Consider the following 23,575-nt stretch of genomic DNA (forward strand, 5'->3'; position numbering starts at 1 on the left):
AACGCCGTGGCAACATCGCCACCGCTGGCGTGATGTTAGCCACATGGAGGAGCCTGAGTCAGTACCCCGTACGAGACCAGTCCGTGACCTGCCCGGCGGGATGGCCGGGAAACGACGGGGCCCTGATCGCCACGAGAGCTGATCAGGGCCTCGAAACCGCCGGTCAGAGAGGTTATCGCGTCGCGCGGTTGACGGCGGAGACGACCGCCTTCAGCGACGCACGCGTCGTGTTCGCGTCGATGCCGATACCCCACAGGATCTTGCCGTCGATCGCGCATTCGATGTAGGAGGCGGCCTGCGCGGAGGCACCCTCGCTCATCGTGTGCTCCTGGTAGTCCAGGAGGCGTACGTCGACGCCCAGACCCTGCAGCGCGTCGAAGAACGCGGAGATCGGTCCGTTGCCGGAGCCGGTCAGCACGGTGTCCACGCCGTCGACGGTGGCCTCGACGGTGAGGGTGTCCACGCCGTCCGTGTCCGTCGTCGACTGGCCCGTCCGCACCTGGATGCGGCCCCAGGGGTTCTCCGGGTTCGGCAGGTACTCGTCCTGGAAGACCGCCCAGATGTCGGCGCCGGTGACCTCGCCGCCCTCGGCGTCCGTCTTGGCCTGGATGAGCTTGGAGAACTCGATCTGCATCCGGCGCGGCAGGTCCAGCTTGTGGTCGTTCTTCAGGACGTAGGCGATACCGCCCTTGCCGGACTGCGAGTTGACCCGGATGACCGCCTCGTAGGAGCGGCCGACGTCCTTCGGGTCGATCGGCAGGTACGGCACCGCCCACTCGATGTCGTCGACGGTGACGCCCTTGGCGGCCGCGTCGGCCTCCATGGCGTCGAAGCCCTTCTTGATGGCGTCCTGGTGGGAGCCGGAGAAGGACGTGTAGACCAGGTCGCCCACGTACGGGTGGCGCGGGTGGACCTCCATCTGGTTGCAGTACTCCCACACGCGACGGATCTCGTCGATGTCGGAGAAGTCGATCTGCGGGTCGACGCCCTGCGAGAACAGGTTCATGCCCAGGGTGACCAGGTCGACGTTGCCGGTGCGCTCGCCCTGCCCGAACAGGCAGCCCTCGACGCGGTCGGCGCCGGCCATCAGCGCCAGCTCGGCGGCGGCGACGGCCGTACCGCGGTCGTTGTGCGGGTGGACGGAGAGCACGACGTGCTCGCGGCGCGACAGGTTGCGGTGCATCCACTCGAAGCGGTCCGCGTGCGTGGACGGCGTCGAACGCTCCACCGTGGCGGGCAGGTTGAGGATGATCTCGCGGCCCGGGCCGGGCTGGTAGACGTCCATCACCGCCTCGCAGACCTCCAGCGCGAAGTCCAGCTCGGTGTCGGTGAAGATCTCCGGCGAGTACTGGTAGCCGAACTCGGTCTCGGGGCCCAGCAGCTTCTCGGCGTACTCCATGACCAGGCGGGTGCCGTCGACGGCGATCTGCTTGATGTCGTCCTTGGAGCCGCGGAAGACGACCCGGCGGAAGACCGGGGCGGTGGCGTTGTACAGGTGGACGGTGGCCCGCCTGGCGCCCTTCAGCGACTCGACGGTCCGCTCGATCAGGTCCTCGCGGGCCTGGGTCAGTACGGAGATCGTCACGTCGTCGGGGATCGCACCCTCTTCCTCGATGATCGAGCGCACGAAGTCGAAGTCGGTCTGGCCGGAGGCGGGGAAGCCGACCTCGATCTCCTTGTAGCCCATCTTGACCAGCTGGTCGAACATCCGGCGCTTGCGCTCGGGCGACATCGGGTCGATCAGGGCCTGGTTGCCGTCGCGCAGGTCGGTGGAGAGCCAGCGGGGGGCTTCGGTGATCCGCTTCCCGGGCCAGGTGCGGTCCGGGATGTCCACCTGCTCGTAGCGACCGTACTTGTGGATCGGCATGGTGCTGGGCTGCTGGCGGTTGGCCATGATTGCGGGGCTCCTAGTGGGTGTCCGGAAGGACGGCCGACGACGCAACGCGAAGCTCCGCGGGGAGGGAGTCGACCTGGACTACAGGCCCTCGCCGCGGCAGCTAAGAAGAAGCAGCCCGAAACGCATGATGCTCCGCATGCTAGCCGAGCCCCTTCGGACGCGGGGCGCCGTATCAGTATGCGGGACCGTGAGGAGAAACAGGACAAAACGTGCGCCATACCACTCCCCCTCACGGAGAGTGGCCAATTGTCACGGTATTTCACCAATCACGGTTGCAGGTAGTGACAGTCGAGTGACTCAATGCGAAGGTGCGGTGCATGACGACCAACGGGGGCTCTGAGCCCGTCATCCGCCGCACGCCCGTCTTCTGCGGGATCGTGCCGCCGCATATCCTCGACCACCTCGCCCAGCACGAGGACCAGGCACTCTCCGACGCGGCGCTGCGCACCCTGCAGCACGACTCCGCGGCCCGCGTCCGCCGCCGGGTCACCGCGGTCCGCACCCTCGCCGCCGTCGCCGCCCCGGCGGCGCCCGACACCGCTCCGCACCGCACGATCTACGACGCCGAGCACCGCACCGACCTCCCCGGCACCGAGGTCCGCGCGGAGGGGACCGAGCCCGGTCAGGACGCCACCGTCAACCGCGCCTACGCCGGCCTCGGCGCCACCTTCGAGCTGTACCTGAAGGCGTACGAGCGGAACTCCATCGACGGCAACGGGCTGCCGCTGAACGCGAGCGTCCACTACGACGTCAACTACGACAACGCCTTCTGGAACGGCGACCAGATGGTGTTCGGCGACGGCGACGGCGAGATCTTCGTCGACTTCACCACCTCCGTCGACGTCATCGGCCACGAACTCACGCACGGCGTCACCCAGTACACCGCGAACCTGGAGTACTACGGCCAGTCCGGCGCCCTGAACGAGTCGGTCTCCGACGTCTTCGGGTCCCTCATCAAGCAGTACTCCCTCGGCCAGAGCGCCGACCAGGCCGACTGGCTGATCGGCGAGGGCCTGCTCGCCCCGGGCGTGCACGGCGTGGCGCTGCGCTCGATGAAGGCCCCGGGCACGGCGTACGACGACCCGCGCCTCGGCAAGGACCCGCAGCCGGCGACCATGCAGCACTACGTGAAGACCAGCCGGGACAACGGCGGTGTACACATCAACTCCGGCATCCCCAACCACGCCTTCTACCTGCTCGCCACCGCCCTCGGCGGCAACGCCTGGGAGCGGGCCGGACAGATCTGGTACGACGTCCTCACCGGCGGCGAACTGCCGTCGGACGCCACGTTCACGGACTTCGCGAAGCTCACGGTCGCCGCGGCCAAGGCGCGCTACCAGACGGGCGAGGAGAGCGAGGCGGCCCTCAAGGCCTGGTCCCAGGTGGGGGTGCAGGCCTCCTGACCGTGCGGGGGCGGGGGTGCACACCGCCCGGATCCGTACTACACAGGGACCCATGCGTATTCAGGTGAGGCGCACGGGCGGGTTCGCGGGCATCGAGCGCCGGGCCGAGGTGGACACCTCGGCCCGGCCCGACGCCCCTGAGTGGCAGGCCCTGGCCGAGCGCGCGCTCGCGGCCGGCCGGGGCACGCCACCGCCCGGCGTGCCGGACGGGTTCGCGTACGAGATCACCGTGGACGGACGGACGGTGTACGCGGCCGACCCGCGGCTGTCCGAGGACCAACGCGAACTGATCTCACGGGTCTTGAAGGAAGGGGCGTGACCGGGCCCGGTAACGGGTAGTTCACGCGCGGGCGTTGACTTACGTTACCGGGGGTAAGGATGATCCCGGCCATGGCGACAGACGCGGTCCATCCGCTGCACCCCTTCCCTCGGTTCCCCGACGGCTTCCTCTGGGGCGTCTCGACCTCGGCGCATCAGATCGAGGGCGCGGCCGACCTGCGGGAGCCGTCCGTGTGGGACGTGTTCGAGGCGGAGCCGGGCCGGATCAAGGACGGCTCCACGGCGGCGGTGGCCTGCGACCACTACCACCGCCACCGCGAGGACGTGGCGCTCCTGGCCGGCCTCGGCGTGGACGCGTACCGCTTCTCGATCTCCTGGCCGCGGGTCCGCTCGGCGGGCGGCCTGGACTTCTACGACCGCCTGGTGGACGAGCTGTGCGCGGCCGGCATCCGCCCGGTCCCGACCCTCTTCCACTGGGACCTGCCGGTGGCCCTGCAGGAGAAGGGCGGCTGGCTGGACCGGGACACGGCGGCGCACTTCGCCGACCACGTCTCCGCCGTCGCCGACCGGCTAGGCGACCGGGTCAAGAAGTGGATCACCCTCAACGAGCCCGCCGAGCAGACCCTGTTCGGGTACGCCCTGGGCGCCCACGCCCCCGGCAAGCAGCTGATGTTCGACGCGCTCCCGGTCGCCCACCACCAGCTGCTCGCCCACGGCCTGGCCGTACGGGCGCTGCGCGCGGCCGGTGCTGCCGACATCGGCATCGCCAACTCCCACGGCCCGACCTGGCCGGCCTCCCAGGAGCAGCCGGACCTGGAGGCGGCCGCCTTCTACGACCTCCTCCTCAACCGCCTGTTCGCCGAGCCGGTCCTGCTCGGCGAGTACCCGGACGGCATGGGCGACCTGATGCCCGGCGACGTCGCCGCCGACCTGAAGGTGATCGCCGAGCCGCTCGACTGGTACGGCGTCAACTACTACGCCCCGACCAGGGTGGGCGCCCCGCAGGGCACCGAGATCGAGTTCGGCGGGCTCACCCTCCCCGCCGAACTTCCCTTCTCCGTACAGGACATCGAGGACGTCCCGGTGACCGACTTCGGCTGGCCGGTCGTCCCGGAGGGCCTCACCGAACTCCTCACCGGCTTCCGCGAGCGCTACGGCGACCGCCTCCCGCCCGTCGTCATCACCGAGAACGGCTGCTCCTACGAGGGCGTCGACGACCAGGACCGCATCGCCTACCTGGACGGCCACGTCCGGGCGCTGCACAGGGCGGTCGAGGCCGGCGTCGACGTGCGCGGCTACTTCGTCTGGTCGCTCCTCGACAACTTCGAGTGGGCCGAGGGGTACGCGCGCCGCTTCGGCCTGGTCCACGTCGACTACGCGACCCAGGCGCGCACCCCGAAGTCGTCGTACGCCTGGTACCGGGACCTGCTGCGGGCGCAGAGATGACGACGCTCCGGGAACCCGCCGCCGCGCTGGCGGAGCCGGTCGAGCGGGTCGGCCGGGGCTGGACGTCGGCGCTCTCGCTGGCCAACGGGGCGATCTGGGTGGGCTGGTACGGCCCGCTGCAGATCCTGCTCGCCTCCCAGGCCAAGGACTTCGCACCCGGCTCCGGCATGTCGAAGGAGACGATGCTGGCGTGGGTGACCGGCGTCGGCGCGGTGGTGTCGCTGGCCGCGAACCCGGTCTTCGGCGCGCTGTCGGACCGTACGACGTCCCGCTGGGGCCGCCGTACGCCGTGGATCGTCGCCGGCACGGCGGGTGGGGCGCTGTCCCTGCTGCTGCTCGCGGGCGCCGGCGGCATGGGGACGATGATGCTGGGCTGGGGCCTGGTCCAGCTCACCCTGAACGCGGCCTTCGCGGCGGTCACGGCGGCGGTCCCGGACCGGGTGCCGCGGCTCCAGCGGGGCTCGGTGGGCGGCTGGCTGGGGGCCGCGCAGATCCTCGGCGTGGTCGGCGGCACCGGGCTCGCGACGGCCGCCGGGGGCGTCGGGGCCGGCTACGTGGCGTGCGCGGTGTTCACGACGCTGGGCGTCCTGCCGTACGTGCTGCGCCATCCGGACCTGCGGCTGGCGCCGGAGGACCGCCCGGGGTGGTCCTGGCGGGGCTTCCTGGCGGGCTTCTGGCTGAGCCCGCGCCGGTATCCGGACCTGGGCTGGGCGTGGCTGACCCGCTTCCTGATCAACCTCAGCAACGCGCTGGTGCTGCTGTACCTCCTCTACTACCTCCGCGACCGCCTCCACTACTCCGACCCCGACCAGGGCGTGCTGATCCTGACCGCCGTCAACGGGCTGACGCTGATGGCGACGGTCGTGGTCGGCGGGGTCTGGTCGGACCGGGTGGGCCGCCGCAAGCCGTTCGTGATCTGGTCCGGGATGCTGATGGCGGTGGCGACGGCGCTGCTGTCGGTGTGGCAGACCTGGCCCGGGGCGCTCGTGGCCGCGTCGGTGCTGGGCATCGGCTTCGGGGTGTTCACCTCCGTGGACTTCGCGCTGATGACCGACGTCCTGCCGAAGGCGCTCGACCGCGGCAAGGACCTCGGCGTCATCAACGTCGCCAACGCCCTGCCCCAGGTCGCGGCCCCCGCCCTCGCCGCACCGATCGTCACCTACCTCGGCGGCTACCGCGTCCTGTACCTGGTGGCGGCGGTGATCGGGCTGGCGGGAGCGTGGCTGGTGGGGCGGATCAGAGGGGTCGACTAGCCCTCTCCTACAGGGCGCCGGCGTCCCGTGCGGTCCAGACGCTGGGGTAGATGGGCCGGAAGCCGAGGTCGCGGCGGATCTTCTGGTTGGAGACGATCCCGTGCCACGGGTCGCGGTCGCTGTGGGTGTGCATGTCCTCGGGCACCTCGATGCCGTTGAGCCGGTACAGCTCGACGGCCGTGACGGGGGCGTCGTCGGCGATGTTGTAGACCGGGCCGTTCACCGCCGGGGCGTACAGGAGGCGCAGCAGGCCCTGGGCGACGTCCGCGTGGTGGGCCATCTGGAGACGCTGGGCGGGTGCCCAGTTCGCGGCCCAGGCCATGACGTTGACGAGGTGCGGGTCACCTTCGCCGTAGACGAAGGGCAGCCGCCCGATGCGCACCTCCATGTCTGCGCCGAGTGCGAGCAGCTCCCGCTCGGCGGCGATCTTGGACTCGGGGTAGGCGCCCCACATCTCGCCGCCGGGCCGGCTCTCGTCGTCCTCGGTGAGCGGGCGGCCGCGTCCGGTGCCGTACACGTTGTTGGTGCTGACCTGCACGAACCGCCGTACCCCGGCGGCCGCGGCGGCTCGCCCGAGCGCGACGGCCGCGTCCCGGTTGACGGCCCAGGCCTCCTCGTCCGGCACCCCGCGGAAGGCGGCGGCGACGTTCACGACGGCGTCGGCCCCGGCGGCGGCCTTGCCGAGCGCCTCCTCGTCCCGCAGGTCGCCGACGACGACCTCGGCGCCCAGCGCGGCGAACGGCTCCGCACGGGCCGCGTCCCGCACCAGCACCCGTATCCGCTCGTCCCCCTGGGCCTGCGTGATCAGCCGCGGCACGAACCGCCGCCCGACCTGCCCGGTCGTACCGGTGACGAGAGTGATCATGACCTTCTCCTTCGCTCTGGTCCCACCACCCTCGCCCCGGCCCTCGGCGACCGGGAGAGACCTCACGATCAGGGGACCGGCAGTCCCTGGATAACCCGGACGCCCCCGGCGACCCTGGAGGCATGGACCGCCCCGAGCTCGCCGACTTCCTGCGCCACGCCCGCGCCCGTCTGGACCCCGCCGACGTGGGCCTGCCTCCCGGCGCCCGGCGGCGCACCCCGGGGCTGCGGCGCGAGGAGGTGGCGTCGCTGGCCGGCATGTCCGCCGACTACTACACGCGCCTCGAACAGTCCCGGGGCCCGCGCCCGTCCCGCCAGATGCTGACGGCGCTGGCCCGCGCGCTGCGCCTGACGGCGGACGAACGGGACCACCTGTTCCACCTGGCCGGCGAGGAACCCCCGCGCCGGGAGGCGACCGGCACCCACGTCGGCCCGGGGCTGCTGCTGGTCCTGGACCGGCTGCACGACACCCCGGCGCTGGTGACGACCGACTGCGGCGAGGTCCTGGCCCAGAACGCCCTGTCGCGGGCGCTGAGCGGCGACCTGCTGGACCGGCCGGCCGGGGACCGCAACCTGGTCCGCTGCTTCTTCCTGGACCCTGCGGCCCGCCTGCTCTGCCCGCCCGAGGACCGCCCGCTGCGGGCCCGCGAACACGTGGCGAACCTCCGCGCGGTGGCCGCGGCCCGCCCCGCCGACCCGGTCCCCACCGCCCTCGTCGCCGAACTCATGGCCGGCAGCGAGGAGTTCGCCCGGCTCTGGGCCGAACACGAGGTGGCGGTACGCCGCGCGACCACCAAGCGCTTCCTGCACCCCACGGTCGGTCTGCTGGAACTGGACTGCGAGATCCTCGTCAACACCGGCACCCACCAGCAACTCGTCATCCACACGGCCCGCCCGGGCACGGAGTCGTACGAACGCCTGCAACTGCTGCGCGTGGTGGGGCTGCAGGACATGACCCCGAGCCGCACTTGATCCACCGGGTACGCGAGCCAGGCCGGCAACCTCCCGCTGATCGCGGACAGGATCGCGGCGCACGGCGACATCAAGAAGCGGGGCATCCCGGGCGTGGACGACCTGGACGTGCCGGAGCACCTGGAGGACATGATGACCGGCTCCCCGGGGCTGCGGATGCGCAGCACCCCGTCGGGCGTCCTCCGCTTCGCCTGGTGGGACGATGCCACCGGGACGATGCTGATCCGCGAGGGCGACAAGGGCACGTTCATGCAGCCGGACGACGGCTACGAGTACTTCCTGAAGCAGCTGAAGGAGTAAAGGAGCAAGTGGACCGTGGGTGACGTGTTCTGGGGCGCTCCGGAGAGCAGGGCCGTGTGGGAGGTGCTGCCGCGGCCGGTGCTGGAGGCGGTCGCGGGTGTCGACGCGCGGCAGCTGGAGGTGGAGCGGGCACGGGTCGCGCCGCATCTGCGGGAGCGGATCACGCGGCCCGTGTACTCGGTCGCGGACCGCTTCGCGTCCTGGGAGCGCCTGGTGGGAAGGATGGAGACCGGGCGGCCGGGCGGCGACGACTTCTATCCGATCAGCGCCTACGGCAACGACCTCGACTCCCGGGACAGCCTGGACGAGGTGATGGACGCCCTGCCCGCGGCGGCGCGTGAAGGGGCCCTCGGCACGCTGCTGGCCGCGCTGGACGCCCGCTTCGACGCGGCGAGCGTCCCCGACCCGGAGGGGTCCCTGCGCCCCTGGGTCCGGCCGGCGAAGGACCACACACAGCTCCCCGACCGCTGGCGCCGCAAGCCGCTGCGCACCCCTTGGGACGACTGAGCGACGATCCGGGATGCGGCGCACGTGAGCGGCGAGGACATGTGGGAAGCGGCGAAGCGGCGGTACCCCCTGGGGAGCGCCGCCCGGGGAGACGGGAGCGCCCCTAGAACCCCAGCCGCCGCAGCTGCTTCGGGTCCCGCTGCCAGTCCTTCGCCACCTTCACGTGCAGGTCGAGGAAGACGGGCGTGCCGAGGAGGGCCTCGATCTGCCTGCGGCTCTTGATGCCGACCTCCTTCAGGCGCTTGCCCTTGGGGCCGATGACGATGCCCTTCTGGCTGGGGCGCTCGATGAAAAGGTTGGCGTGGATGTCCAGGAGGGGCTTGTCGGCGGGGCGGTCCTCGCGCGGGAGCATCTCCTCGACGACGACGGCGATGGAGTGCGGCAGCTCGTCGCGGACGCCCTCCAGGGCCGCCTCGCGGATCAGCTCGGCGATCATGACCTGCTCGGGCTCGTCGGTGAGGTCGCCCTCGGGGTAGAGCGCCGGGCCCTCGGGGAGGAGCGGGACGAGAAGGTCGGCCAGCAGCTTCACCTGCTTGTCGCCGACCGCCGACACCGGGACGATCTGGGCCCACTCGAAGCCCAGCTCCTTGCCGAGCTGGTCGATCGCGATCAGCTGCTCGGCGAGCGTCTTGGAGTCGACGAGGTCGGTCTTGGTGACGATCGCGATCTTCGGGGTCTTGCGGATCCCGGCGAGCTCCTTGGCGATGAAACGGTCACCGGGGCCGATCTTCTCGTTCGCCGGGAGACAGAAGCCGATCACGTCGACCTCGGCCCAGGTGGTGCGGACCACGTCGTTGAGCCGCTCGCCGAGCAGGGTGCGCGGCTTGTGCAGTCCCGGGGTGTCGACCAGGATCAGCTGGGCGTCCTCCCGGTGCACGATGCCGCGTACCGTGTGCCGCGTCGTCTGCGGCTGGTTCGCGGTGATCGCCACCTTCTGCCCGACCAGAGCGTTCGTGAGGGTGGACTTGCCCGCGTTGGGGCGGCCCACGAAACAGGCGAAGCCCGCCCGGTGGACGGCCTCCGACGATTCCGACGGCTCGGTTGACTGGCTGCGAACGCTCATGGCCCCCATTCTCCCTGATCCACGAGGCCCCGCCGCACCGTGAGATTTCGGTAACCCCGACGCAACGAAACGTCACGGAAACACAGCCGTACGCAACCGGAAACCGGGACCGGTGACCCTCTGACGAGCCCCGACCCACGTTGGAGACGCCCGTGTTCCTCTCCGCCGCGCACGCCGACACCGGTGACACCGCCTGGCTGCTCGCCGCCACCGCCCTGGTCCTGCTGATGACCCCGGGCCTGGCCCTGTTCTACGGCGGCATGGTCCGCACGAAGAGCGTCCTCAACATGCTGATGATGAGCTTCGTGTCGATCGCCCTGGTGACGGTGGTGTGGCTGGCGGGCGGCTACTCGCTCGCCTTCGGGGACGACCTCGGGGCCGGGCTCCTCGGCGACCTCGCCCACGCGGGCATGAGCGGCCTCGGACCGGACAGTGTCCAGGGCACCGTCCCCACCCTCCTCTTCGCCACCTTCCAGCTCACCTTCGCGATCGTCACGGCCGCGCTGATCAGCGGGGCGATCGCGGACCGGGCGAAATTCGGCGCGTGGCTGGTGTTCGTCCCCGTCTGGGCGCTGCTCGTATACGTTCCGGTCGCGCACTGGGTGTGGGGCCCCGGCGGCTGGATCGCGCACCGCCTCGGCGCCCTCGACTTCGCCGGCGGCCTGCCCGTCGAGATCACCTCCGGCGCCTCCGGCCTCGCCCTCTGCCTGGTCCTCGGCCCCCGGCTCGGCTTCAAGAAGGACGCCATGCGGCCGCACAACCTCCCGATGGTGATCCTCGGCGCGGGTCTGCTCTGGTTCGGCTGGTTCGGCTTCAACGCGGGCTCGGCGATGGGCGCGAACGGCCTGGCCGCCGCCGTCTTCCTCAACACCCTCGCCGCCGGCTGCACCGGCCTGCTCGGCTGGCTCTTCGTCGAGCAGAAGCGGGACGGCCACCCCACCACCCTGGGCGCGGCCTCCGGCGCCGTCGCCGGCCTGGTCGCCATCACCCCGTCCTGCGGCTCGGTCTCGCTGCTCGGCTCGCTGGTCGTCGGCCTCGCCGCGGGCGTGGTCTGCTCGTACGCCGTGAGCTGGAAGTTCAGGCTCGACTACGACGACTCCCTCGACGTCGTCGGCGTTCACCTGGTCGGCGGAATCATCGGCACCCTCCTGATCGGCCTGTTCGCCGAGAAGGCCATGACCGGCTCCGCCGAGGGCCTCTTCTACGGCGGCGGGCTCGCCCAGCTCGGCAAGCAGGCGGTGGCCGTCGTGGCCGTCGCCGCCTACGCGTTCGCCGTGACGTACGGCATCGGCAAGCTGCTCGACAAGACGATGGGCTTCCGGGCGGCCGAGGACCAGGAGCACACCGGCCTGGACCTTACGGTGCACGCCGAGACCGCTTACGATCACGGGGTCCTGGGCCACGGCGCCCCGGTCGCCCACTCCGTCGTCCCCACCGCCCAGAAGGTCAAGAGCCAGCCATGAAGCTCATCACCGCGATCGTGAAGCCCTACCGCCTCGACGCGGTGAAGACCGCGCTCCAGGAGCTCGGCGTGCACGGCCTGACCGTGACCGAGGCCAGCGGGTACGGCAGGCAGCACGGCCACACCGAGGTCTACCGGGGCGCCGAGTACCGCGTCGACCTGGTCCCCAAGGTCCGCATCGAGGTCGTCGTCGAGGACGCCGACGCCGAGCCGGCGATCGAGGCGATCGTCAAGGCCGCGCAGACGGGGAAGATCGGGGACGGGAAGGTGTGGGCACTGCCGGTGGAGACGGTCGTACGGGTGCGGACGGGCGAGCGCGGCCCCGACGCCCTCTGAACAACCCGGCGAACGGGTTCCCGCGGCCCCGGCGGGTGCGGGCGAACAGCGCGCCGCCCGCCACGCCGGCGGCGAACACCACCGCCAGGACCAGCCACGGCAGGGCGAGGAACGACGCGCTCGCCGACTCCCTGGTGCCGGTCGCGCTGGCCGTCAGCGTCACCTTCCCCCAGTCGAGCTGGGGTGCGCCCCGCCAGCGCGCGGTGAGCGCGACCCGCTCCCCCGGCAGCAGTTCGGAGGGCACCCCGGTGAGGTCGCGGCTGAGCAGCGTGCGGCCGAACAGGCCCTCGGCACGGAGCCGCACCTTCGGGTCCAGGGTCACGTTCCCGGTGTTGTGCAGGGTGTAGGAGATCGTCGCCGTGCTGGCACCGAGGCCGGGCACGAGCGGCTGGTGATGGGCGATGTGCACGTTCTCGACGGCGAGGGCCGGGAGCGTCGGCCCGCTGACCCGCAGGTAGACCCGGGCGCCGACCGCCCGCTGCACGCCGAGCGCCAGGGACCCGGACCCCGGATCGACCTTCTCGTCCAGCGCGACGATCGCCCCGGGATGGTCACCGGGCTCGGCGCCCTTCGGTACGTGCAGGGTAAACGGAACGGTGACCGTCCTGTGCGGGGGCACGGTGACCCGCGCCTTTCCGGGCTTCGCCCAGGCCCCCACCCCCCGCATCCGCTCCTTCACCGTCCGGACGGCGAAGCCGCCGTCCCGCGCGGTGTTGTAGGCGTCGGCCGCGTACAGCCGGAAGGTCAGCGGCTTGCCGGTCTTGTTGGCGACGGCCACCTTGTCGGCGATCGTCTGACCGGGGTCGAGGGAGAGGTAGAAGTACGGCCGCGCCGAGATCTTCGAGGCGACCGGATAGACGGACCAGCTTCCGTTGTCGGCGGCGCGCGCGGGACCCGCCGTGCAGAGGACGCCGAGGATCAGGCTCAGGAGGAGGACATACGGCTTGACGCGACGCATGGGTGCGGACCCCCGGTCGGAAGCGGGTCGGGTGGCGACCGGGCCTTCGTCACTGGAAAGCCCGGTCGCCACAGGGGAGTTGGCTCAGGTGAGCGTCAGGGTCAGGACTCCGGAGTACGACCCCGGCGGCGTGAACGCCGGGACGTCCAGGGAGAGTCCGGCGTCGACCGTGAACTCACCGCCCGTGAGCGTGCCGTCCGGCGTCGAGGCGAGGGTCGCCCCGGTACTGCCGACGGTGCCCGCCGAACCGGCCGCACAGGTGCTGGGGCTGCCCGCCTTGGTCGCGCAGGCCGGCGTCCAGCTCAGCTTCCCGGCGTCGATCTTGGCGCCGGGACCGGTGAAGTCGGTGACCTTGCCGGTGAGCGACCAGCCGGCCGGCCCGCCACGGAAGTCCTTGACGGTGACGGTCTGCAGGCTGCCCGTGGACGCCCCGCCCTGCCCGAAGTCGACCGCCGACAGCGCGACGGAGTCCCCGGCCTGGGACATGGACAGCGTCCCCGCCTTGACGGTGGTGGTCAGCTTCTGGCTGCCGGGCGGCACGGGCGTGGTGTCGTTGACGGTGTAGGCGGCCGGTCCGGCCCCCAGGTCGTCGCTCCACGCGCTCCCCTCGTACGCCACGATCCCGGTCGTCGTCTTGTCGTTGACGACGATGGGGGCGCTGAAGGAACCGTCGGAGCCCGCGGTCGCCGTGGCGGTGTCGGCGGTCTGGCTGCTCCCGGACCGCCCGGCCAGCGTCACGGTGGCCCCCGGCGTGAAGTTCTTCCCGCTGACGGTCACGCTGTCACCGGGGTTCCCGGAGGCCTTGTCCAGGCTGATGGCACGGGTGTTGACCGGGGTGGTCGAGGTCGCCGTGACGGTCTCCGACACCGGGGCGGGCGGGTTGGTGACCGTGCACGGGGTGTCCAGCTCCAGGATGTAGCTGGTGTGGATGTTGTAGTCGCCGGGCGAGAGGGTGATGGCGCCCGGCGAGGTCACGGTGAACGTCCCCGTCATGGAGAACGACGGGAAGGTCCCGTACCCCGGCACCGGATCGTTCTTCTTCGGCCCGGTCACCGTCACGTCCCCGGTCTGCGCGCCGCCCAGCGTCACCTTCCCCGTCGGCGTCATGATGTCGGCCGGCAGGGCGAGCGCGGTGGGGTTGTTGGCGGCGGGCGTGACCACGGTGTAGGTCACGGTGACCGTGTCGCCGACCTTCGGGGCGGTGTTGTCCACCGAGACGTTGGCGGTGGTGGTGCCGTCGATCGGCGGGAGGCCCGCGACGGCGGGCGGGATGCAGTGCGTGGCGAAGTCGACGTTCGTCCCGGCGGCACCGGCCGGACAGGCCAGCGCACCGCCCGCCGTGACCGCGAGCGCGGTCGCCCCGAACAGTGAGATCCAGCGCCACCGTCGGGATCTTCGTGATCTTGGGGGTGAACCCATGGAAGCCCCCTCCTGAGGGTTGCGGGCGCAGCGGCTCCTCTGCGCCGACAGGGGGCCATTGATGTGGAGGCCGCGTGAGAAGTCAATGGAGATGCCGCAGAAACCTGACGGTTCATCAGCTTCTGCGGCATCCGGAAGGAACCCGTCACTCGGCTCAGAAGACGAACGGGCCGGGGGACTGGGCTGCGCTGGACGTACACGTGACGGTGACACCGAAGATGACCATCTTCAGCGAGCCCTTGTAGAAGTCGAGGCTGTCACCGGAGGCCACGGTGCCCGGGAGCGGGCCGACGGTGACCGGGGAGCCGGCGGCCATGGCCGGGTTCACGGTGCCGCTGAAGACCCGGTTGGCGCCGGTCGAGTTGGCCATGGTCAGCGTGGAGGCGATGGAGTTCGCCGACAGGGCGAGCGGGGTGGTGATCGCACTGGAGGTGAGCGTGAGGGTGGCGCTCGTGCCGCTCTGGGTCGCGGTGAGGGTGGCCGTGCCGCCGCCGAAGATGCCGCAGCTGGCGGTGACGGTGGCGGTGGTCGGGGTGACGGCGGCGGCCGAGGGCGCGAAGGCCAGCGCCGTGACGGCGAGGCCCCCCGCCGCGAGTGCCGCACCGGTGGCTATGCGTTTCATGGGGATCGGTTCCCTTCCCGTTACGTGGGAATGCCATGTGGGACGGTGACCCCGGTCCGGGTGGGTGCGGACACACCGCGGGGCCGAATCTGACGGTCCGTCGGAACTTACGGTCCCATTGATACGCGAGCGACACACACCGACAAGGTTGAAATTTGGCCGACTGCGCGGAGGGGGAGTGGCGGCCGGTGCGTTGGCGACTGCGGGCGCGTGGGGGCCGGCCGCGCAGTTCCTCCCCCAGCCTTCGGCCGGGGGTACCCCCGGCGCCCCTTCAGGTGGGACCAGCACAGCGCCCCTCAGGGGGCGCGGGGAACTGCGCGAGCAACCACGACGGCGCCGCACCCGCCCGCACACCCCAGCCACCCCCGGTCAACCAACCCCGCCCCTCCCCCGACGGAGTCAGACAAGTCCTCGCGTCTCAACGGAGCGAGTCGGGTGGGCGGGTGGGAAAAGGACTAGGCAGGGACAGTGAGCCGAACCTCCCCGTCCGCCCCCGCCAGCAGCACCGGCGTCCCCGGCCCCCCAAGATCCCGTACCGCGGCCAGGTCCTCCGCCGGCACCCCCTCCGCCCCCGAAACCACCGCCGCCGCCTCCAGCGACTCCGCCCCCGACGCCACCGCCATCGCCACCGCCGTCCGCAGCGCACTCAGCTTCAGCGAGGCCAGCTCCACGGTCCCCGCCACATACGTACGGCCCGTCGAGTCCCGTACGGCCGCCCCCTCGGGCACCCCGTTGCGGGCCCGGGCCGAGCGGGCCAGGGTGACGATCTTGCGGTCCTCGGCGCCAAGCGCGTTGCTGTCGGTCATGCCCCGAGCATACGAACAACCCTGACCGGCACCCGCTCCTCCCCCGCCGCCGGACGGAGTCAGCCGAGGTGCCGGACGATCTGACTCCGTACGGGCACGGCCGCCGGCGACCGTGGCTACGACCGGTCCAGCCGCAGCCGCTCCGCCCTCGGCAGGCCGGCGACGACGAGGTCGTACGAGTCCTCGATCAGCTCTTTCACGAGCCGGTCGGGGAGGCCGCCGTCGAGGGTCACGGTGTTCCAGTGCCGCTTGTTCATGTGGTACCCCGGCGCGATCAGCCCCTCGTGCTCGTCGCGGAGCCGTACCGCGTCCTCGGGGTCGCACTTGAGGTTGACCTTGAGCGGCTTCGCGTCGATCCAGCTCAGCGCGAACATCTTGCCGAGCACCTTGAAGACCGAGATGTCCGGGTTGAAGGGGAAGTCCTCCTCGGCCGCGTTGAAGGAGAGGCAGAAGGCGCGGAGCTGGTCCGGGGTCACTCGGGGTCGTCCTCCGAGGCGTCGGGCACCGGTACCGGCTCCACCAGCACCGTCACGATCTTGTTGCGCCGGCCGGCGGCCGACTCCGCGGTGAGGGCCAGCCTGCGGCCGTCGGGGAGTTCGACCTGGGCGGAGGCACCGGCGATCGGCACCCTGCCGAGGGCCTTCGCGAGCAGGCCGCCCACGGTCTCCACGTCCTCGTCGTCGTACTCCTCGAGGCCGTACAGCTCCCCGAGGTCGGTGATGTCGAGGCGGGCGGTGACCCGGTGGCGGTCGTCGCCGAGGTCGACGACCGGCGGGATCTCCCGGTCGTACTCGTCGGTGATCTCGCCGACGATCTCCTCCAGGATGTCCTCGATGGTGACGATCCCGGCCGTGCCGCCGTACTCGTCGATGACGACGGCGACGTGGTTGCGTTCCTTCTGCATCTCGCGCAGCAGGTCACCGGCGTTCTTGGTGTCGGGCACGAAGAACGCGGGCCGCATCGCGGTGGAGACCAGGTCGGACTCGGCGTCGCGGCTGATGTGCGTCTTGCGGACCAGGTCCTTCAGATACACGATCCCGACGATGTCGTCCTCGCTCTCCCCGGTGACGGGAATGCGCGAGAAGCCCGAGCGCAACGCCAGCGTCAGGGCCTGGCGGATCGTCTTGTACCGCTCGATGACGACGAGGTCGGTGCGCGGGACCATGACCTCCCGGACGAGCGTGTCACCCAGTTCGAAGACCGAGTGCACCATGCGGCGCTCCTCGTCCTCGATCAGCGAGTCCTTCTCGGCGAGGTCGACCAGCGCCCGCAGTTCGGCCTCGGAGGCGAACGGGCCGCGCCGGAAGCCCTTGCCGGGGGTGAGGGCGTTGCCGATGAGGATGAGGAGATACGGGATCGGGCCCATGATGCGGGCCAGCGGCAGCAGCACGTACGCGGCGGCCGTCGCCGTGTTCAGCGGGTGCTGGCGGCCGATGGTGCGCGGGGAGACGCCGACGGCGACGTACGACACGAGCACCATCACGCCGATCGCGGCGAGCAGCGCCTGCCAGGTGGCCGGGATCTCCTGGAGGCACTCGTAGGTGACCAGGGCCGCGGCGGCCATCTCGCAGGCGACGCGGACCAGCAGCGCGACGTTGAGGTAGCGGGTGGGGTCGGCGGCGAGTTCGGCGAGCCTGGCGCTGCCGCGCCGCCCGGACTTCACCGCCTCCTCGGCCCGGAAACTGGAGACGCGGGCGATACCGGCCTCGGCGCAGGCGGCCAGCCAGGCGACGACGACCAGCGCGACCGCACCGAGGACGATCTGCGGACTCATACGACGACGACCCGCCCGCCTACGAGACCGTCGGCGCCGGCGAGGGCCCGGTCAGGCCCTGCTCCGCACGCCAGCCGTCCACGATGGCCGCCTGCAGGCCGAACATCTCGGCCTTCTCGTCGGGCTCCTCGTGGTCGTAGCCGAGCAGGTGCAGCACGCCATGGACGGTGAGCAGCTGGAGCTCCTCGTCCATGGAGTGCTGGGTCTCGGCCTCGGCCCCCTGCTTGGCGGCGACCTCCGGGCAGAGCACGATGTCGCCGAGCAGCCCCTGCGGCGGCTCGTCCTCGTCCTTCGACGGCGGCCGCAGCTCGTCCATCGGGAACGACATGACATCCGTCGGACCCGGCAGGTCCATCCACTGGATGTGCAGCTGCTCCATGGCGTCGGCGTCCACGACGATCACCGAGAGCTCGGAGAGCGGGTGGATGCGCATCCGTGCGAGCGCGTAGCGGGCGATGTCGAGGATCGCCTGCTCGTCGACCTCGGTTCCGGACTCGTTGTTGACGTCGATCGACATGGCGCTGTGCTTGTCTACTTCCCCTTGTGCGCGGACTTCGAGCGGCCGCCCTTGTGCGTGCCGTTCTCCGTGCCGTGCGTGCTGTCGTACTTCTCGTACGCGTCGACGATACGGCCCACCAGCTTGTGCCGTACGACATCGTGGGACGTCAGCCGGGAGAAGTGCACGTCGTCCACGCCGTCCAGGATGTCCTGCACCTGGCGCAGACCGGACTTGGTGCCGTTGGGCAGGTCGACCTGCGTCACGTCACCGGTGATCACGATCTTCGACTCGAAGCCGAGCCGGGTGAGGAACATCTTCATCTGCTCGGGCGAGGTGTTCTGGGCCTCGTCGAGGATGATGAAGGCGTCGTTCAGGGTACGGCCGCGCATGTACGCGAGCGGCGCGACCTCGATCGTCCCGGCCGCCATCAGCCGCGGGATCGAGTCGGGGTCGAGCATGTCGTGCAGCGCGTCGTACAGCGGGCGCAGGTACGGGTCGATCTTCTCGTAGAGGGTGCCCGGCAGGAAGCCGAGCCGCTCGCCCGCCTCGACCGCCGGCCGGGTCAGGATGATGCGGTTGACCTGCTTGGACTGCAGGGCCTGCACCGCCTTGGCCATGGCCAGGTAGGTCTTGCCGGTGCCCGCGGGCCCGATACCGAAGACGATCGTGTGCTTGTCGATCGCGTCGACGTACCGCTTCTGGTTGAGGGTCTTGGGGCGGATGGTGCGGCCGCGCGAGGACAGGATGTTCTGCGTCAGAACCTGGGCCGGGGTCTCCTCCGGGCCCTCCCCGTTCTCGCTCGCCCGCAGCATGGCGATCGAGCGTTCCACTGCGTCCTCCGTCATCGGCTGCCCGGTGCGGAGCACCAGCATCATCTCGTCGAACAGGCGCTGTATGAGGGCGACTTCACGGGCATCGCCGACCGCGCTGATCTCGTTGCCCCGGACGTGGATGTCGGCCGCCGGGAAGGCCTTCTCGATCACGCGCAGCAGGGAGTCGCCGGATCCCAGCACGGTGACCATGGGGTGCTGGGCGGGAACCTCGAACTGAGCTCGGGCCTGCTGCTGCGCGGGAGTGTGAGCTGTGGGTGTCTGAGTCATGGGCCGGCGCTTAAGGCCTGCGGTTCCTCCTCGTCACGGCCGCGTAGCTGAGGGCGGCCTCGCGGTATCAAGCGTACGACGCGGGGCTGACATCGCCGTAGGCCTTTTCACAGGGGAAGGCGCCCCCGGTGCGGCCGTGAGCCCTGGATGCGCTCCCGCACGCCGGGGCAGGATCGGGCCGTCACTGCCCTCACGTGGCCGGGGGCCGCGTTCGCTCCACGCCACGTGTCCGCACAGAAAGCAGGTAGCCGTGCTGCTGCGTCTGCCCACGTCGGTGTCCGAGGCCCGCGACTGCCTGGCCGAGGGGGCGATACCCGTCGGCGGGGCGACCCTGATATGGGCCGCGTGGCAGCGGGACGGCTTCCCGGAACAGGCGGTGTCCCTGCGGAAGGTACCGGAGGCGACGGCCATGGGGAACGGGGTGCTGGGCGGCGCGGTGCTGCTGGGTCAGGTGGACGACCGGGTTCCGGAGATGCTGCGGCAGGCGGCGAAGGGCGTCGGCACGGGGGCGGTGCGCCGGGCGGCGACGGTGGGCGGGAACGTCGCCGGGTCCACCCTGCGGGACCTGCTGCCGGCGGCGCTGGCGCTGGACGCGCGGGCCGAGGTGCTCACGGCGGACGGAGTGTACGAAACGGACCTCGCCGAGGTGCAGGCAAAGTCCCCGGTGCTGCTTTCGCTGCGCTGGCGGGAGCCGGTGGCCGGGGCGTACGCGAAGGTGGCCGACCCGGCGGGCGGGGAGGTGCCGACGATCGCCGCGGCCGCGGTGGACACGGAGGGTGTGCTGCGGGTGGCGGTGCGGGAGCGGTACGTGGTGAGCAGCGGGTGTGCGGGGGCCGACGGGGGCGGGGTGGAGGAGCTGTTCGCCGGGGCGTTGTCCGGGGTGTCGGAGGCGGGGCGGTCGCTGGTGCGCCGGCAGGTTGCCAGGGTGCGGGGAGAGTAGGCCGAGGCCGCACCGGTTTCGTCGTCGGCCGCGGGCCGGTGGGGGCTGATCGCGCAGTTCCTCCCCCGGCCGAAGGCCGGGGGAGGAACCCTGCCAGCGCCGGTAAGCGAAACCCCCCGCCCCCACACACCCGCACCCGCACCCGCACCCGCGAACGTCACCCCGCCCGCCCGAACCCGATCGTCGGCACAGCCCTCCGCAGGGGCCACGGCCGCACCTGGTCCTCCTCCGGCACCAGGCCCTCCAGGAACGCGTACCGTCGCAGCGCGGCCGGGTCCTGCCCCGCCACCGACTGGACCTTGCGCCACCACGCCCCGATCTCCGACCACCCGGGAGCGGACAGGGAGCCGCCGAACTCCTGGACGGACAGCGCCGCCGTGAGGCCCGCGAAGGCGAGACGGTCGGCCAGCGGCCAGTCCGCGAGCGTTCCGGTGACGAACCCGGCGACGAAGACGTCGCCCGCGCCGGTCGGGTCGAGGGCCTCCACGGCGATCGCCGGCACCTCCGCGGACTCGCCGGTACGCCCGTCGACGGCATAGGCGCCCTCCGACCCGAGGGTCACGACGGCGAGCGGCACGTACGCGGTGAGGGCGTGCGCGGCGGCCCGCGGGCAGTCCTCGCCGGTGTACCGCCGCGCCTCCTCCGCGTTGGGCAGGAACGCCTCGCAGTGCTCCAGGTCGGCGAGGCCCGCGAGGTCCCACGCGCCCGTGTCGTCCCAGCCGACGTCGGCGAAGATCCGGGTCCCCTCGGCGGCCGCCCTGGCGATCCAGGGATTGCGTTTGCCGGGCGTGAGGGAGGCGACGGCGGCGCGTGCGTGGGCCGGGTGGCCGGGTGCGTTCTGCTGGCGGAACAGCAGGTCGGCGGGCGGCTCGTGCCCGTGCGAGACCATGGTCCGCTCCCCCTCGTACGCCATGGAGACGGTGACCGGCGAGTGCCAGCCGGGCACGGTCCGGGACGGGGAGAGGTCGATGCCCTCGCCCTGGGCGAGCGTGTCCCAGCAGTACTCGCCGTAGTGGTCGTCGCCGAAGGCGGCCGCGAGGGAGGTCTTCAGGCCGAGGCGGGCGAGGGCGGTGGCCATGTTGGCGACGCCGCCGGGACTGGAGCCCATGCCCCGGGCCCAGGACTCGGTGCCGCGCACCGGGGCGGTGTCGAGGCCGGTGAAGACGATGTCGAGGAAGACGGTGCCGGTGAGGTAGACGTCCCAGGGCGGATCGTCCGGCGTGCGCAGGGCGGCCAGCGGGTCGACCTGCGCGGCGCAGTGCGGTGTTGTTGCTCCTCTGTCGTCGTCGAGGTACTCCGGTTCCTCTCCGGCGAACGCGTTGGACGCGGTCACGGTGCGCTCCCTGACGTGGTGCGGGTCCGGCCAGTGTGCACCATGTCACGGCAGCGGCGGCCGTTCCCGCCGTACGACCGCCCGATCGGGCGGCGCCTACCAGCGGGGCACGGCCGGTGCCGTCCAGCCCGGCTCGGCCGCCCGCATCGCCGCCGCGTCGTCACGGTCGCGGAGCGTCCCCTCGTCGTCGAGCCACCGCCGGTGCAGCCGTCGTACCTGCTCCCGGTCCAGCTCGACGCCCAGTCCCGGCGCGTCGGAGACGGTGATCCGGCCGCCGTCGAAGGCTAGGCGTTCGGTGAGGACGTCCTCGGACTGCCAGGGGTAGTGGGTGTCGCAGGCATGGTGGAGGTCCGGGACGGTCGCGGCCACGTGGGTCATCGCGGCGAGGCTGATCCCGAGGTGGGTGTTGGAGTGCATGGAGACGCCGACGCCGAAGGTCCGGCAGACGGCGGCCAGTTCCCGGGTGCTGCGCAGCCCGCCCCAGTAGTGGTGGTCGGAGAGGACGACCTGCACGGCCCCGCGCGTGAACGCCTCTGCGATCTCGCCGAAGGTCGTCACGCACATGTTGGTCGCGAGCGGGACGTCCGTGCCCGCCGCCACGTCCGCCATCGCCGGGGTGCCGAGGGCCGGGTCCTCCAGGTACTCGAGGACGTCGCCCAGTTCCCTCGCCACCTTCAGCGAGGTCTCCACCGACCAGGCGCCGTTGGGGTCCAGCCGCAGCGGGTGCCCGGGGAACGCCTCGGCCAGCGCGCGGACGGCCGCGATCTCCTGCTCGGGCGGGAAGACCCCGCCCTTGAGCTTGAAGGAGGTGAACCCGTACCGCTCGGTGAAGCGGCGGGCCTGCGCCACGACCCCGGCCGGGTCGAGTGCGGCTCCCCAGTCGTCGGGTTCCGCGGGTACGCCCGCCGGGTGCGCGGCCCACTTGTAGAAGAGGTACGCGCTGTACTCGACCGAGTCGCGCACCTTCCCGCCGAGCAGTGCGTGCACCGGCAGTCCGAGCGCCTTGCCGAGGGCGTCCAGGCAGGCGACCTCGAACCCGGAGACGACGGACAGCCTCAGCTTCTCGGCGGTCTGGACGCCCCGCAGCCCGCCGACGTCGGCCTGGCCGGCCACCCGGCCCGCGTCCACGGCGACCTCGTCGGCGACACCGGACAGCCCGTTCAGGTCACCGGCCTGCCGCCCGCGCAGTCTCTCCGCCAACGGCCGGGCCAGCTCCAGGTACTTGGTGTCCCCGTAGGTCTCCCCGACCCCGACCACCCCGTCCGCGGTCTCCACCTCCACGATCAGCCGGGGCGTGTACGGCTGGTGCACGCCCTGCGTGTTCAGCAGCGGCGGGTCGGCGACGAGGACCGGCGTGAGGCGGACGTCGGTGATCGTGAGGTTCACCGGGACGCTCCCACGAGGTCGAGGCCGGTGCCGAGCAGGGCCTCGAGGTCGGCGAGGTCGCAGGCCGAGGGGTCGGTGAGCGGGGCGCGCACGGGGCCCACCGGCCGGCCGCGCAGCCGGGCCGCCGCCTTCACCAGTGACACCGCGTAGCCGGGCGCCCGGTCGCGCAGTTCGACGAACGGCACGTAGAAGTCGCGCAGCAGCTTGTCGACGGTGCCCTGCTCACCGTCGCGGAGGGCGGCGAAGAAGGCGTCGGCGATCTCCGGGGCGAAGGCGTGCACGGCGGAGGAGTAGGCGGGGACGCCGACCGTCGCGTAGGCGCGGGCCTGGATCTCGGCGGTGGCGGCGCCGTTGAAGAAGAGGAAGCCGTCGGGGGCGGCGAGGGTGAGCCGCTGGAGCCGGTCGAGGTCGCTGTGCCCGTCCTTGAGGCCGATGACGCCGGGGAGTGCGGCGATCCGCGCCAACGACTCGGCGGTGTACGTGACCTGGCCGCGCTGGTAGACGACGAGCGGCAGCCCGGTCCGGCCCGCGATCGCCTCGACCTGGGCGACGAGTCCGTCCTGCGGTGCGGCGACGAGGTAGTGCGGCAGCACGAGCAGGGCGTCGGCCCCGGCCTCCTCCGCGATGCGCGCGAACCGGACGGCCTGGGCCCAGCCGTACCCCACCCCGGCGACCACGGGCACCCGCCCACCGGCCTCCTCGACGGTCACGCGCACGACGTGCCGGTACTCCTCCTCGTCCAGCGAGAAGAACTCCCCGGTCCCGCAGGCCGGGAAGAGGGCGCCGGGACCGACGGCCAGCTGCCCCGCCACGTACGCCCGGAACCCGTCCACGTCGAGGGAGCCGTCGGCGCGGAACGAGGTGAGCGGGAACGACAGCACCCCGCCCGCCATCCCCTCCCGCAGCCTCCGCGCCACATGCTCGGGCCGTCCGGCCACCGCACTCATCTCTCGATC

At 71.7% G+C, this 23,575-nt stretch carries 24 protein-coding genes; 10 read left to right on the plus strand and 14 right to left on the minus strand.

Translation table 11 applies throughout. The features are described 5' to 3' along the window. Positions 1-172: 172 nt before the first annotated feature. Positions 173-1,894 (minus strand): 2-isopropylmalate synthase, encoded by a 1,722-nt coding sequence (gene leuA / locus ACZ4UV_RS04790; RefSeq protein WP_451019935.1) that lies wholly within the window; start codon positions 1,892-1,894, stop codon positions 173-175. Between the two features lie 320 nt (positions 1,895-2,214). Between leuA and ACZ4UV_RS04795 the strand changes: the two genes are divergently transcribed. Genes ACZ4UV_RS04795 through ACZ4UV_RS04810 form a run of 4 tightly spaced genes read left to right on the plus strand, consistent with a single transcriptional unit; the run spans position 2,215 to position 6,278 of the window. Then, positions 2,215-3,300, plus strand: a complete 1,086-nt coding sequence (locus tag ACZ4UV_RS04795) for a M4 family metallopeptidase (RefSeq protein WP_467835823.1) — start codon at positions 2,215-2,217, stop codon at positions 3,298-3,300. A gap of 52 nt (positions 3,301-3,352) precedes the next feature. Continuing rightward, on the plus strand, positions 3,353-3,619 hold the full coding sequence (locus ACZ4UV_RS04800; RefSeq protein WP_351490539.1) for a protealysin inhibitor emfourin: 267 nt from the start codon (positions 3,353-3,355) through the stop codon (positions 3,617-3,619). A gap of 59 nt (positions 3,620-3,678) precedes the next feature. Beyond that, positions 3,679-5,025, plus strand: coding sequence for a GH1 family beta-glucosidase (locus ACZ4UV_RS04805; RefSeq protein ID WP_467835824.1), 1,347 nt, complete (start codon positions 3,679-3,681; stop codon positions 5,023-5,025). Then, the gene (locus ACZ4UV_RS04810) at positions 5,022-6,278 is read left to right on the plus strand and encodes an MFS transporter (protein WP_390040223.1); all 1,257 of its coding nucleotides are present in this window, start codon (positions 5,022-5,024) and stop codon (positions 6,276-6,278) included. Before ACZ4UV_RS04805 ends, ACZ4UV_RS04810 begins: the two co-directional genes overlap by 4 nt. 7 nt (positions 6,279-6,285) lie before the next feature. Here ACZ4UV_RS04810 and ACZ4UV_RS04815 read toward each other — a convergent pair whose 3' ends face one another. After that, positions 6,286-7,143, minus strand: coding sequence for an NAD-dependent epimerase/dehydratase family protein (locus ACZ4UV_RS04815; RefSeq protein WP_467835826.1), 858 nt, complete (start codon positions 7,141-7,143; stop codon positions 6,286-6,288). 122 nt (positions 7,144-7,265) lie between these two features. On the opposite strand from ACZ4UV_RS04815, the gene ACZ4UV_RS04820 reads away from it, so the two are divergent. The 3 genes from ACZ4UV_RS04820 to ACZ4UV_RS04830 all read left to right on the plus strand — a co-directional run bounded on the left by ACZ4UV_RS04820 (position 7,266) and on the right by ACZ4UV_RS04830 (position 8,921). After that, the gene (locus ACZ4UV_RS04820) at positions 7,266-8,114 is read left to right on the plus strand and encodes a helix-turn-helix transcriptional regulator (RefSeq protein ID WP_451021540.1); all 849 of its coding nucleotides are present in this window, start codon (positions 7,266-7,268) and stop codon (positions 8,112-8,114) included. A 93-nt stretch (positions 8,115-8,207) separates the two neighbouring features. Continuing rightward, positions 8,208-8,414, plus strand: coding sequence for a hypothetical protein (locus ACZ4UV_RS04825; RefSeq protein ID WP_451021539.1), 207 nt, complete (start codon positions 8,208-8,210; stop codon positions 8,412-8,414). 15 nt (positions 8,415-8,429) lie between these two features. Beyond that, a complete protein-coding gene (locus ACZ4UV_RS04830; RefSeq protein ID WP_467835828.1) occupies positions 8,430-8,921 on the plus strand; it encodes a hypothetical protein in 492 nt (163 codons plus the stop codon). A 103-nt stretch (positions 8,922-9,024) separates the two neighbouring features. Here the strand turns inward: ACZ4UV_RS04830 and era are convergent, their stop codons facing one another. Further along, the gene (gene era / locus ACZ4UV_RS04835; protein ID WP_451021537.1) at positions 9,025-9,993 is read right to left on the minus strand and encodes a GTPase Era; all 969 of its coding nucleotides are present in this window, start codon (positions 9,991-9,993) and stop codon (positions 9,025-9,027) included. Positions 9,994-10,136: 143 nt separating this feature from the next. Here era and ACZ4UV_RS04840 point away from each other — a divergent pair, with 143 nt between their 5' ends. Beyond that, the gene (locus ACZ4UV_RS04840) at positions 10,137-11,447 is read left to right on the plus strand and encodes an ammonium transporter (protein WP_467835830.1); all 1,311 of its coding nucleotides are present in this window, start codon (positions 10,137-10,139) and stop codon (positions 11,445-11,447) included. Further along, complete coding sequence (locus ACZ4UV_RS04845) at positions 11,444-11,782, plus strand: P-II family nitrogen regulator (protein ID WP_093503192.1); 339 nt, start codon at positions 11,444-11,446, stop codon at positions 11,780-11,782. The genes ACZ4UV_RS04840 and ACZ4UV_RS04845 overlap by 4 nt, the downstream gene beginning before the upstream one ends. Here the strand turns inward: ACZ4UV_RS04845 and ACZ4UV_RS04850 are convergent. From ACZ4UV_RS04850 to ACZ4UV_RS04885, 8 genes are all read right to left on the minus strand, one after another. After that, positions 11,676-12,740 (minus strand): DUF7507 domain-containing protein, encoded by a 1,065-nt coding sequence (locus ACZ4UV_RS04850; RefSeq protein WP_451021534.1) that lies wholly within the window; start codon positions 12,738-12,740, stop codon positions 11,676-11,678. The two genes, ACZ4UV_RS04845 and ACZ4UV_RS04850, sit on opposite strands and share 107 nt — an antisense overlap. A gap of 84 nt (positions 12,741-12,824) precedes the next feature. Then, positions 12,825-14,159: a WxL domain-containing protein gene (locus ACZ4UV_RS04855; RefSeq protein ID WP_451021533.1), complete on the minus strand. Its 1,335-nt coding sequence runs from the start codon at positions 14,157-14,159 to the stop codon at positions 12,825-12,827. Positions 14,160-14,313: 154 nt separating this feature from the next. After that, positions 14,314-14,781, minus strand: a complete 468-nt coding sequence (locus tag ACZ4UV_RS04860) for a hypothetical protein (RefSeq protein WP_388911285.1) — start codon at positions 14,779-14,781, stop codon at positions 14,314-14,316. A 455-nt stretch (positions 14,782-15,236) separates the two neighbouring features. Then, positions 15,237-15,587: a cytidine deaminase gene (locus tag ACZ4UV_RS04865; protein WP_451022892.1), complete on the minus strand. Its 351-nt coding sequence runs from the start codon at positions 15,585-15,587 to the stop codon at positions 15,237-15,239. A 116-nt stretch (positions 15,588-15,703) separates the two neighbouring features. Continuing rightward, complete coding sequence (locus ACZ4UV_RS04870; protein ID WP_351490562.1) at positions 15,704-16,063, minus strand: MmcQ/YjbR family DNA-binding protein; 360 nt, start codon at positions 16,061-16,063, stop codon at positions 15,704-15,706. Next, positions 16,060-17,361 carry a hemolysin family protein gene (locus ACZ4UV_RS04875; protein WP_351490565.1) on the minus strand — a complete coding sequence of 434 codons (1,302 nt, stop codon included), beginning with the start codon at positions 17,359-17,361 and terminating at the stop codon, positions 16,060-16,062. The genes ACZ4UV_RS04870 and ACZ4UV_RS04875 overlap by 4 nt, the downstream gene beginning before the upstream one ends. Positions 17,362-17,380: 19 nt before the next feature. Next, the gene (gene ybeY / locus ACZ4UV_RS04880; protein ID WP_234539372.1) at positions 17,381-17,878 is read right to left on the minus strand and encodes an rRNA maturation RNase YbeY; all 498 of its coding nucleotides are present in this window, start codon (positions 17,876-17,878) and stop codon (positions 17,381-17,383) included. 14 nt (positions 17,879-17,892) lie between these two features. After that, on the minus strand, positions 17,893-18,960 hold the full coding sequence (locus tag ACZ4UV_RS04885; RefSeq protein WP_351700445.1) for a PhoH family protein: 1,068 nt from the start codon (positions 18,958-18,960) through the stop codon (positions 17,893-17,895). A gap of 250 nt (positions 18,961-19,210) precedes the next feature. Between ACZ4UV_RS04885 and ACZ4UV_RS04890 the strand changes: the two genes are divergently transcribed. Then, entirely contained in the window at positions 19,211-19,900 is a 690-nt protein-coding gene (locus ACZ4UV_RS04890; protein WP_390040196.1) for an FAD binding domain-containing protein, read from the plus strand. Positions 19,901-20,057: 157 nt separating this feature from the next. On the opposite strand, the gene ACZ4UV_RS04895 is transcribed toward ACZ4UV_RS04890, so the two are convergent. The 3 genes from ACZ4UV_RS04895 to ACZ4UV_RS04905 all read right to left on the minus strand — a co-directional run bounded on the left by ACZ4UV_RS04895 (position 20,058) and on the right by ACZ4UV_RS04905 (position 23,566). Continuing rightward, complete coding sequence (locus tag ACZ4UV_RS04895; protein ID WP_451017335.1) at positions 20,058-21,233, minus strand: carbohydrate kinase family protein; 1,176 nt, start codon at positions 21,231-21,233, stop codon at positions 20,058-20,060. Between the two features lie 96 nt (positions 21,234-21,329). Then, the gene (locus tag ACZ4UV_RS04900; RefSeq protein ID WP_467835835.1) at positions 21,330-22,619 is read right to left on the minus strand and encodes a glucarate dehydratase family protein; all 1,290 of its coding nucleotides are present in this window, start codon (positions 22,617-22,619) and stop codon (positions 21,330-21,332) included. Then, positions 22,616-23,566 carry a 5-dehydro-4-deoxyglucarate dehydratase gene (locus tag ACZ4UV_RS04905; RefSeq protein WP_467835836.1) on the minus strand — a complete coding sequence of 317 codons (951 nt, stop codon included), beginning with the start codon at positions 23,564-23,566 and terminating at the stop codon, positions 22,616-22,618. Before ACZ4UV_RS04905 ends, ACZ4UV_RS04900 begins: the two co-directional genes overlap by 4 nt. Between the last annotated feature and the right edge of the window lie 9 nt (positions 23,567-23,575).

The sequence above is a fragment of the Streptomyces sp. NPDC028289 genome (genome assembly GCF_055565975.1).

Bases quoted from the DNA above. Each gene is read 5' to 3' on its own strand.
- leuA (WP_451019935.1), bottom strand. From the start codon at position 1,894: ATGGCCAACCGCCAGCAGCCCAGCACCATGCCGATCCACAAGTACGGT.
- ACZ4UV_RS04795 (WP_467835823.1), top strand. From the start codon at position 2,215: ATGACGACCAACGGGGGCTCTGAGCCCGTCATCCGCCGCACGCCCGTC.
- ACZ4UV_RS04800 (WP_351490539.1), top strand. From the start codon at position 3,353: ATGCGTATTCAGGTGAGGCGCACGGGCGGGTTCGCGGGCATCGAGCGC.
- ACZ4UV_RS04805 (WP_467835824.1), top strand. From the start codon at position 3,679: ATGATCCCGGCCATGGCGACAGACGCGGTCCATCCGCTGCACCCCTTC.
- ACZ4UV_RS04810 (WP_390040223.1), top strand. From the start codon at position 5,022: ATGACGACGCTCCGGGAACCCGCCGCCGCGCTGGCGGAGCCGGTCGAG.
- ACZ4UV_RS04815 (WP_467835826.1), bottom strand. From the start codon at position 7,143: ATGATCACTCTCGTCACCGGTACGACCGGGCAGGTCGGGCGGCGGTTC.
- ACZ4UV_RS04820 (WP_451021540.1), top strand. From the start codon at position 7,266: ATGGACCGCCCCGAGCTCGCCGACTTCCTGCGCCACGCCCGCGCCCGT.
- era (WP_451021537.1), bottom strand. From the start codon at position 9,993: ATGGGGGCCATGAGCGTTCGCAGCCAGTCAACCGAGCCGTCGGAATCG.
- ACZ4UV_RS04845 (WP_093503192.1), top strand. From the start codon at position 11,444: ATGAAGCTCATCACCGCGATCGTGAAGCCCTACCGCCTCGACGCGGTG.
- ACZ4UV_RS04850 (WP_451021534.1), bottom strand. From the start codon at position 12,740: ATGCGTCGCGTCAAGCCGTATGTCCTCCTCCTGAGCCTGATCCTCGGC.
- ACZ4UV_RS04855 (WP_451021533.1), bottom strand. From the start codon at position 14,159: ATGGGTTCACCCCCAAGATCACGAAGATCCCGACGGTGGCGCTGGATC.
- ACZ4UV_RS04860 (WP_388911285.1), bottom strand. From the start codon at position 14,781: ATGAAACGCATAGCCACCGGTGCGGCACTCGCGGCGGGGGGCCTCGCC.
- ACZ4UV_RS04865 (WP_451022892.1), bottom strand. From the start codon at position 15,587: ATGACCGACAGCAACGCGCTTGGCGCCGAGGACCGCAAGATCGTCACC.
- ACZ4UV_RS04875 (WP_351490565.1), bottom strand. From the start codon at position 17,361: ATGAGTCCGCAGATCGTCCTCGGTGCGGTCGCGCTGGTCGTCGTCGCC.
- ybeY (WP_234539372.1), bottom strand. From the start codon at position 17,878: ATGTCGATCGACGTCAACAACGAGTCCGGAACCGAGGTCGACGAGCAG.
- ACZ4UV_RS04885 (WP_351700445.1), bottom strand. From the start codon at position 18,960: ATGACTCAGACACCCACAGCTCACACTCCCGCGCAGCAGCAGGCCCGA.
- ACZ4UV_RS04905 (WP_467835836.1), bottom strand. From the start codon at position 23,566: ATGAGTGCGGTGGCCGGACGGCCCGAGCATGTGGCGCGGAGGCTGCGG.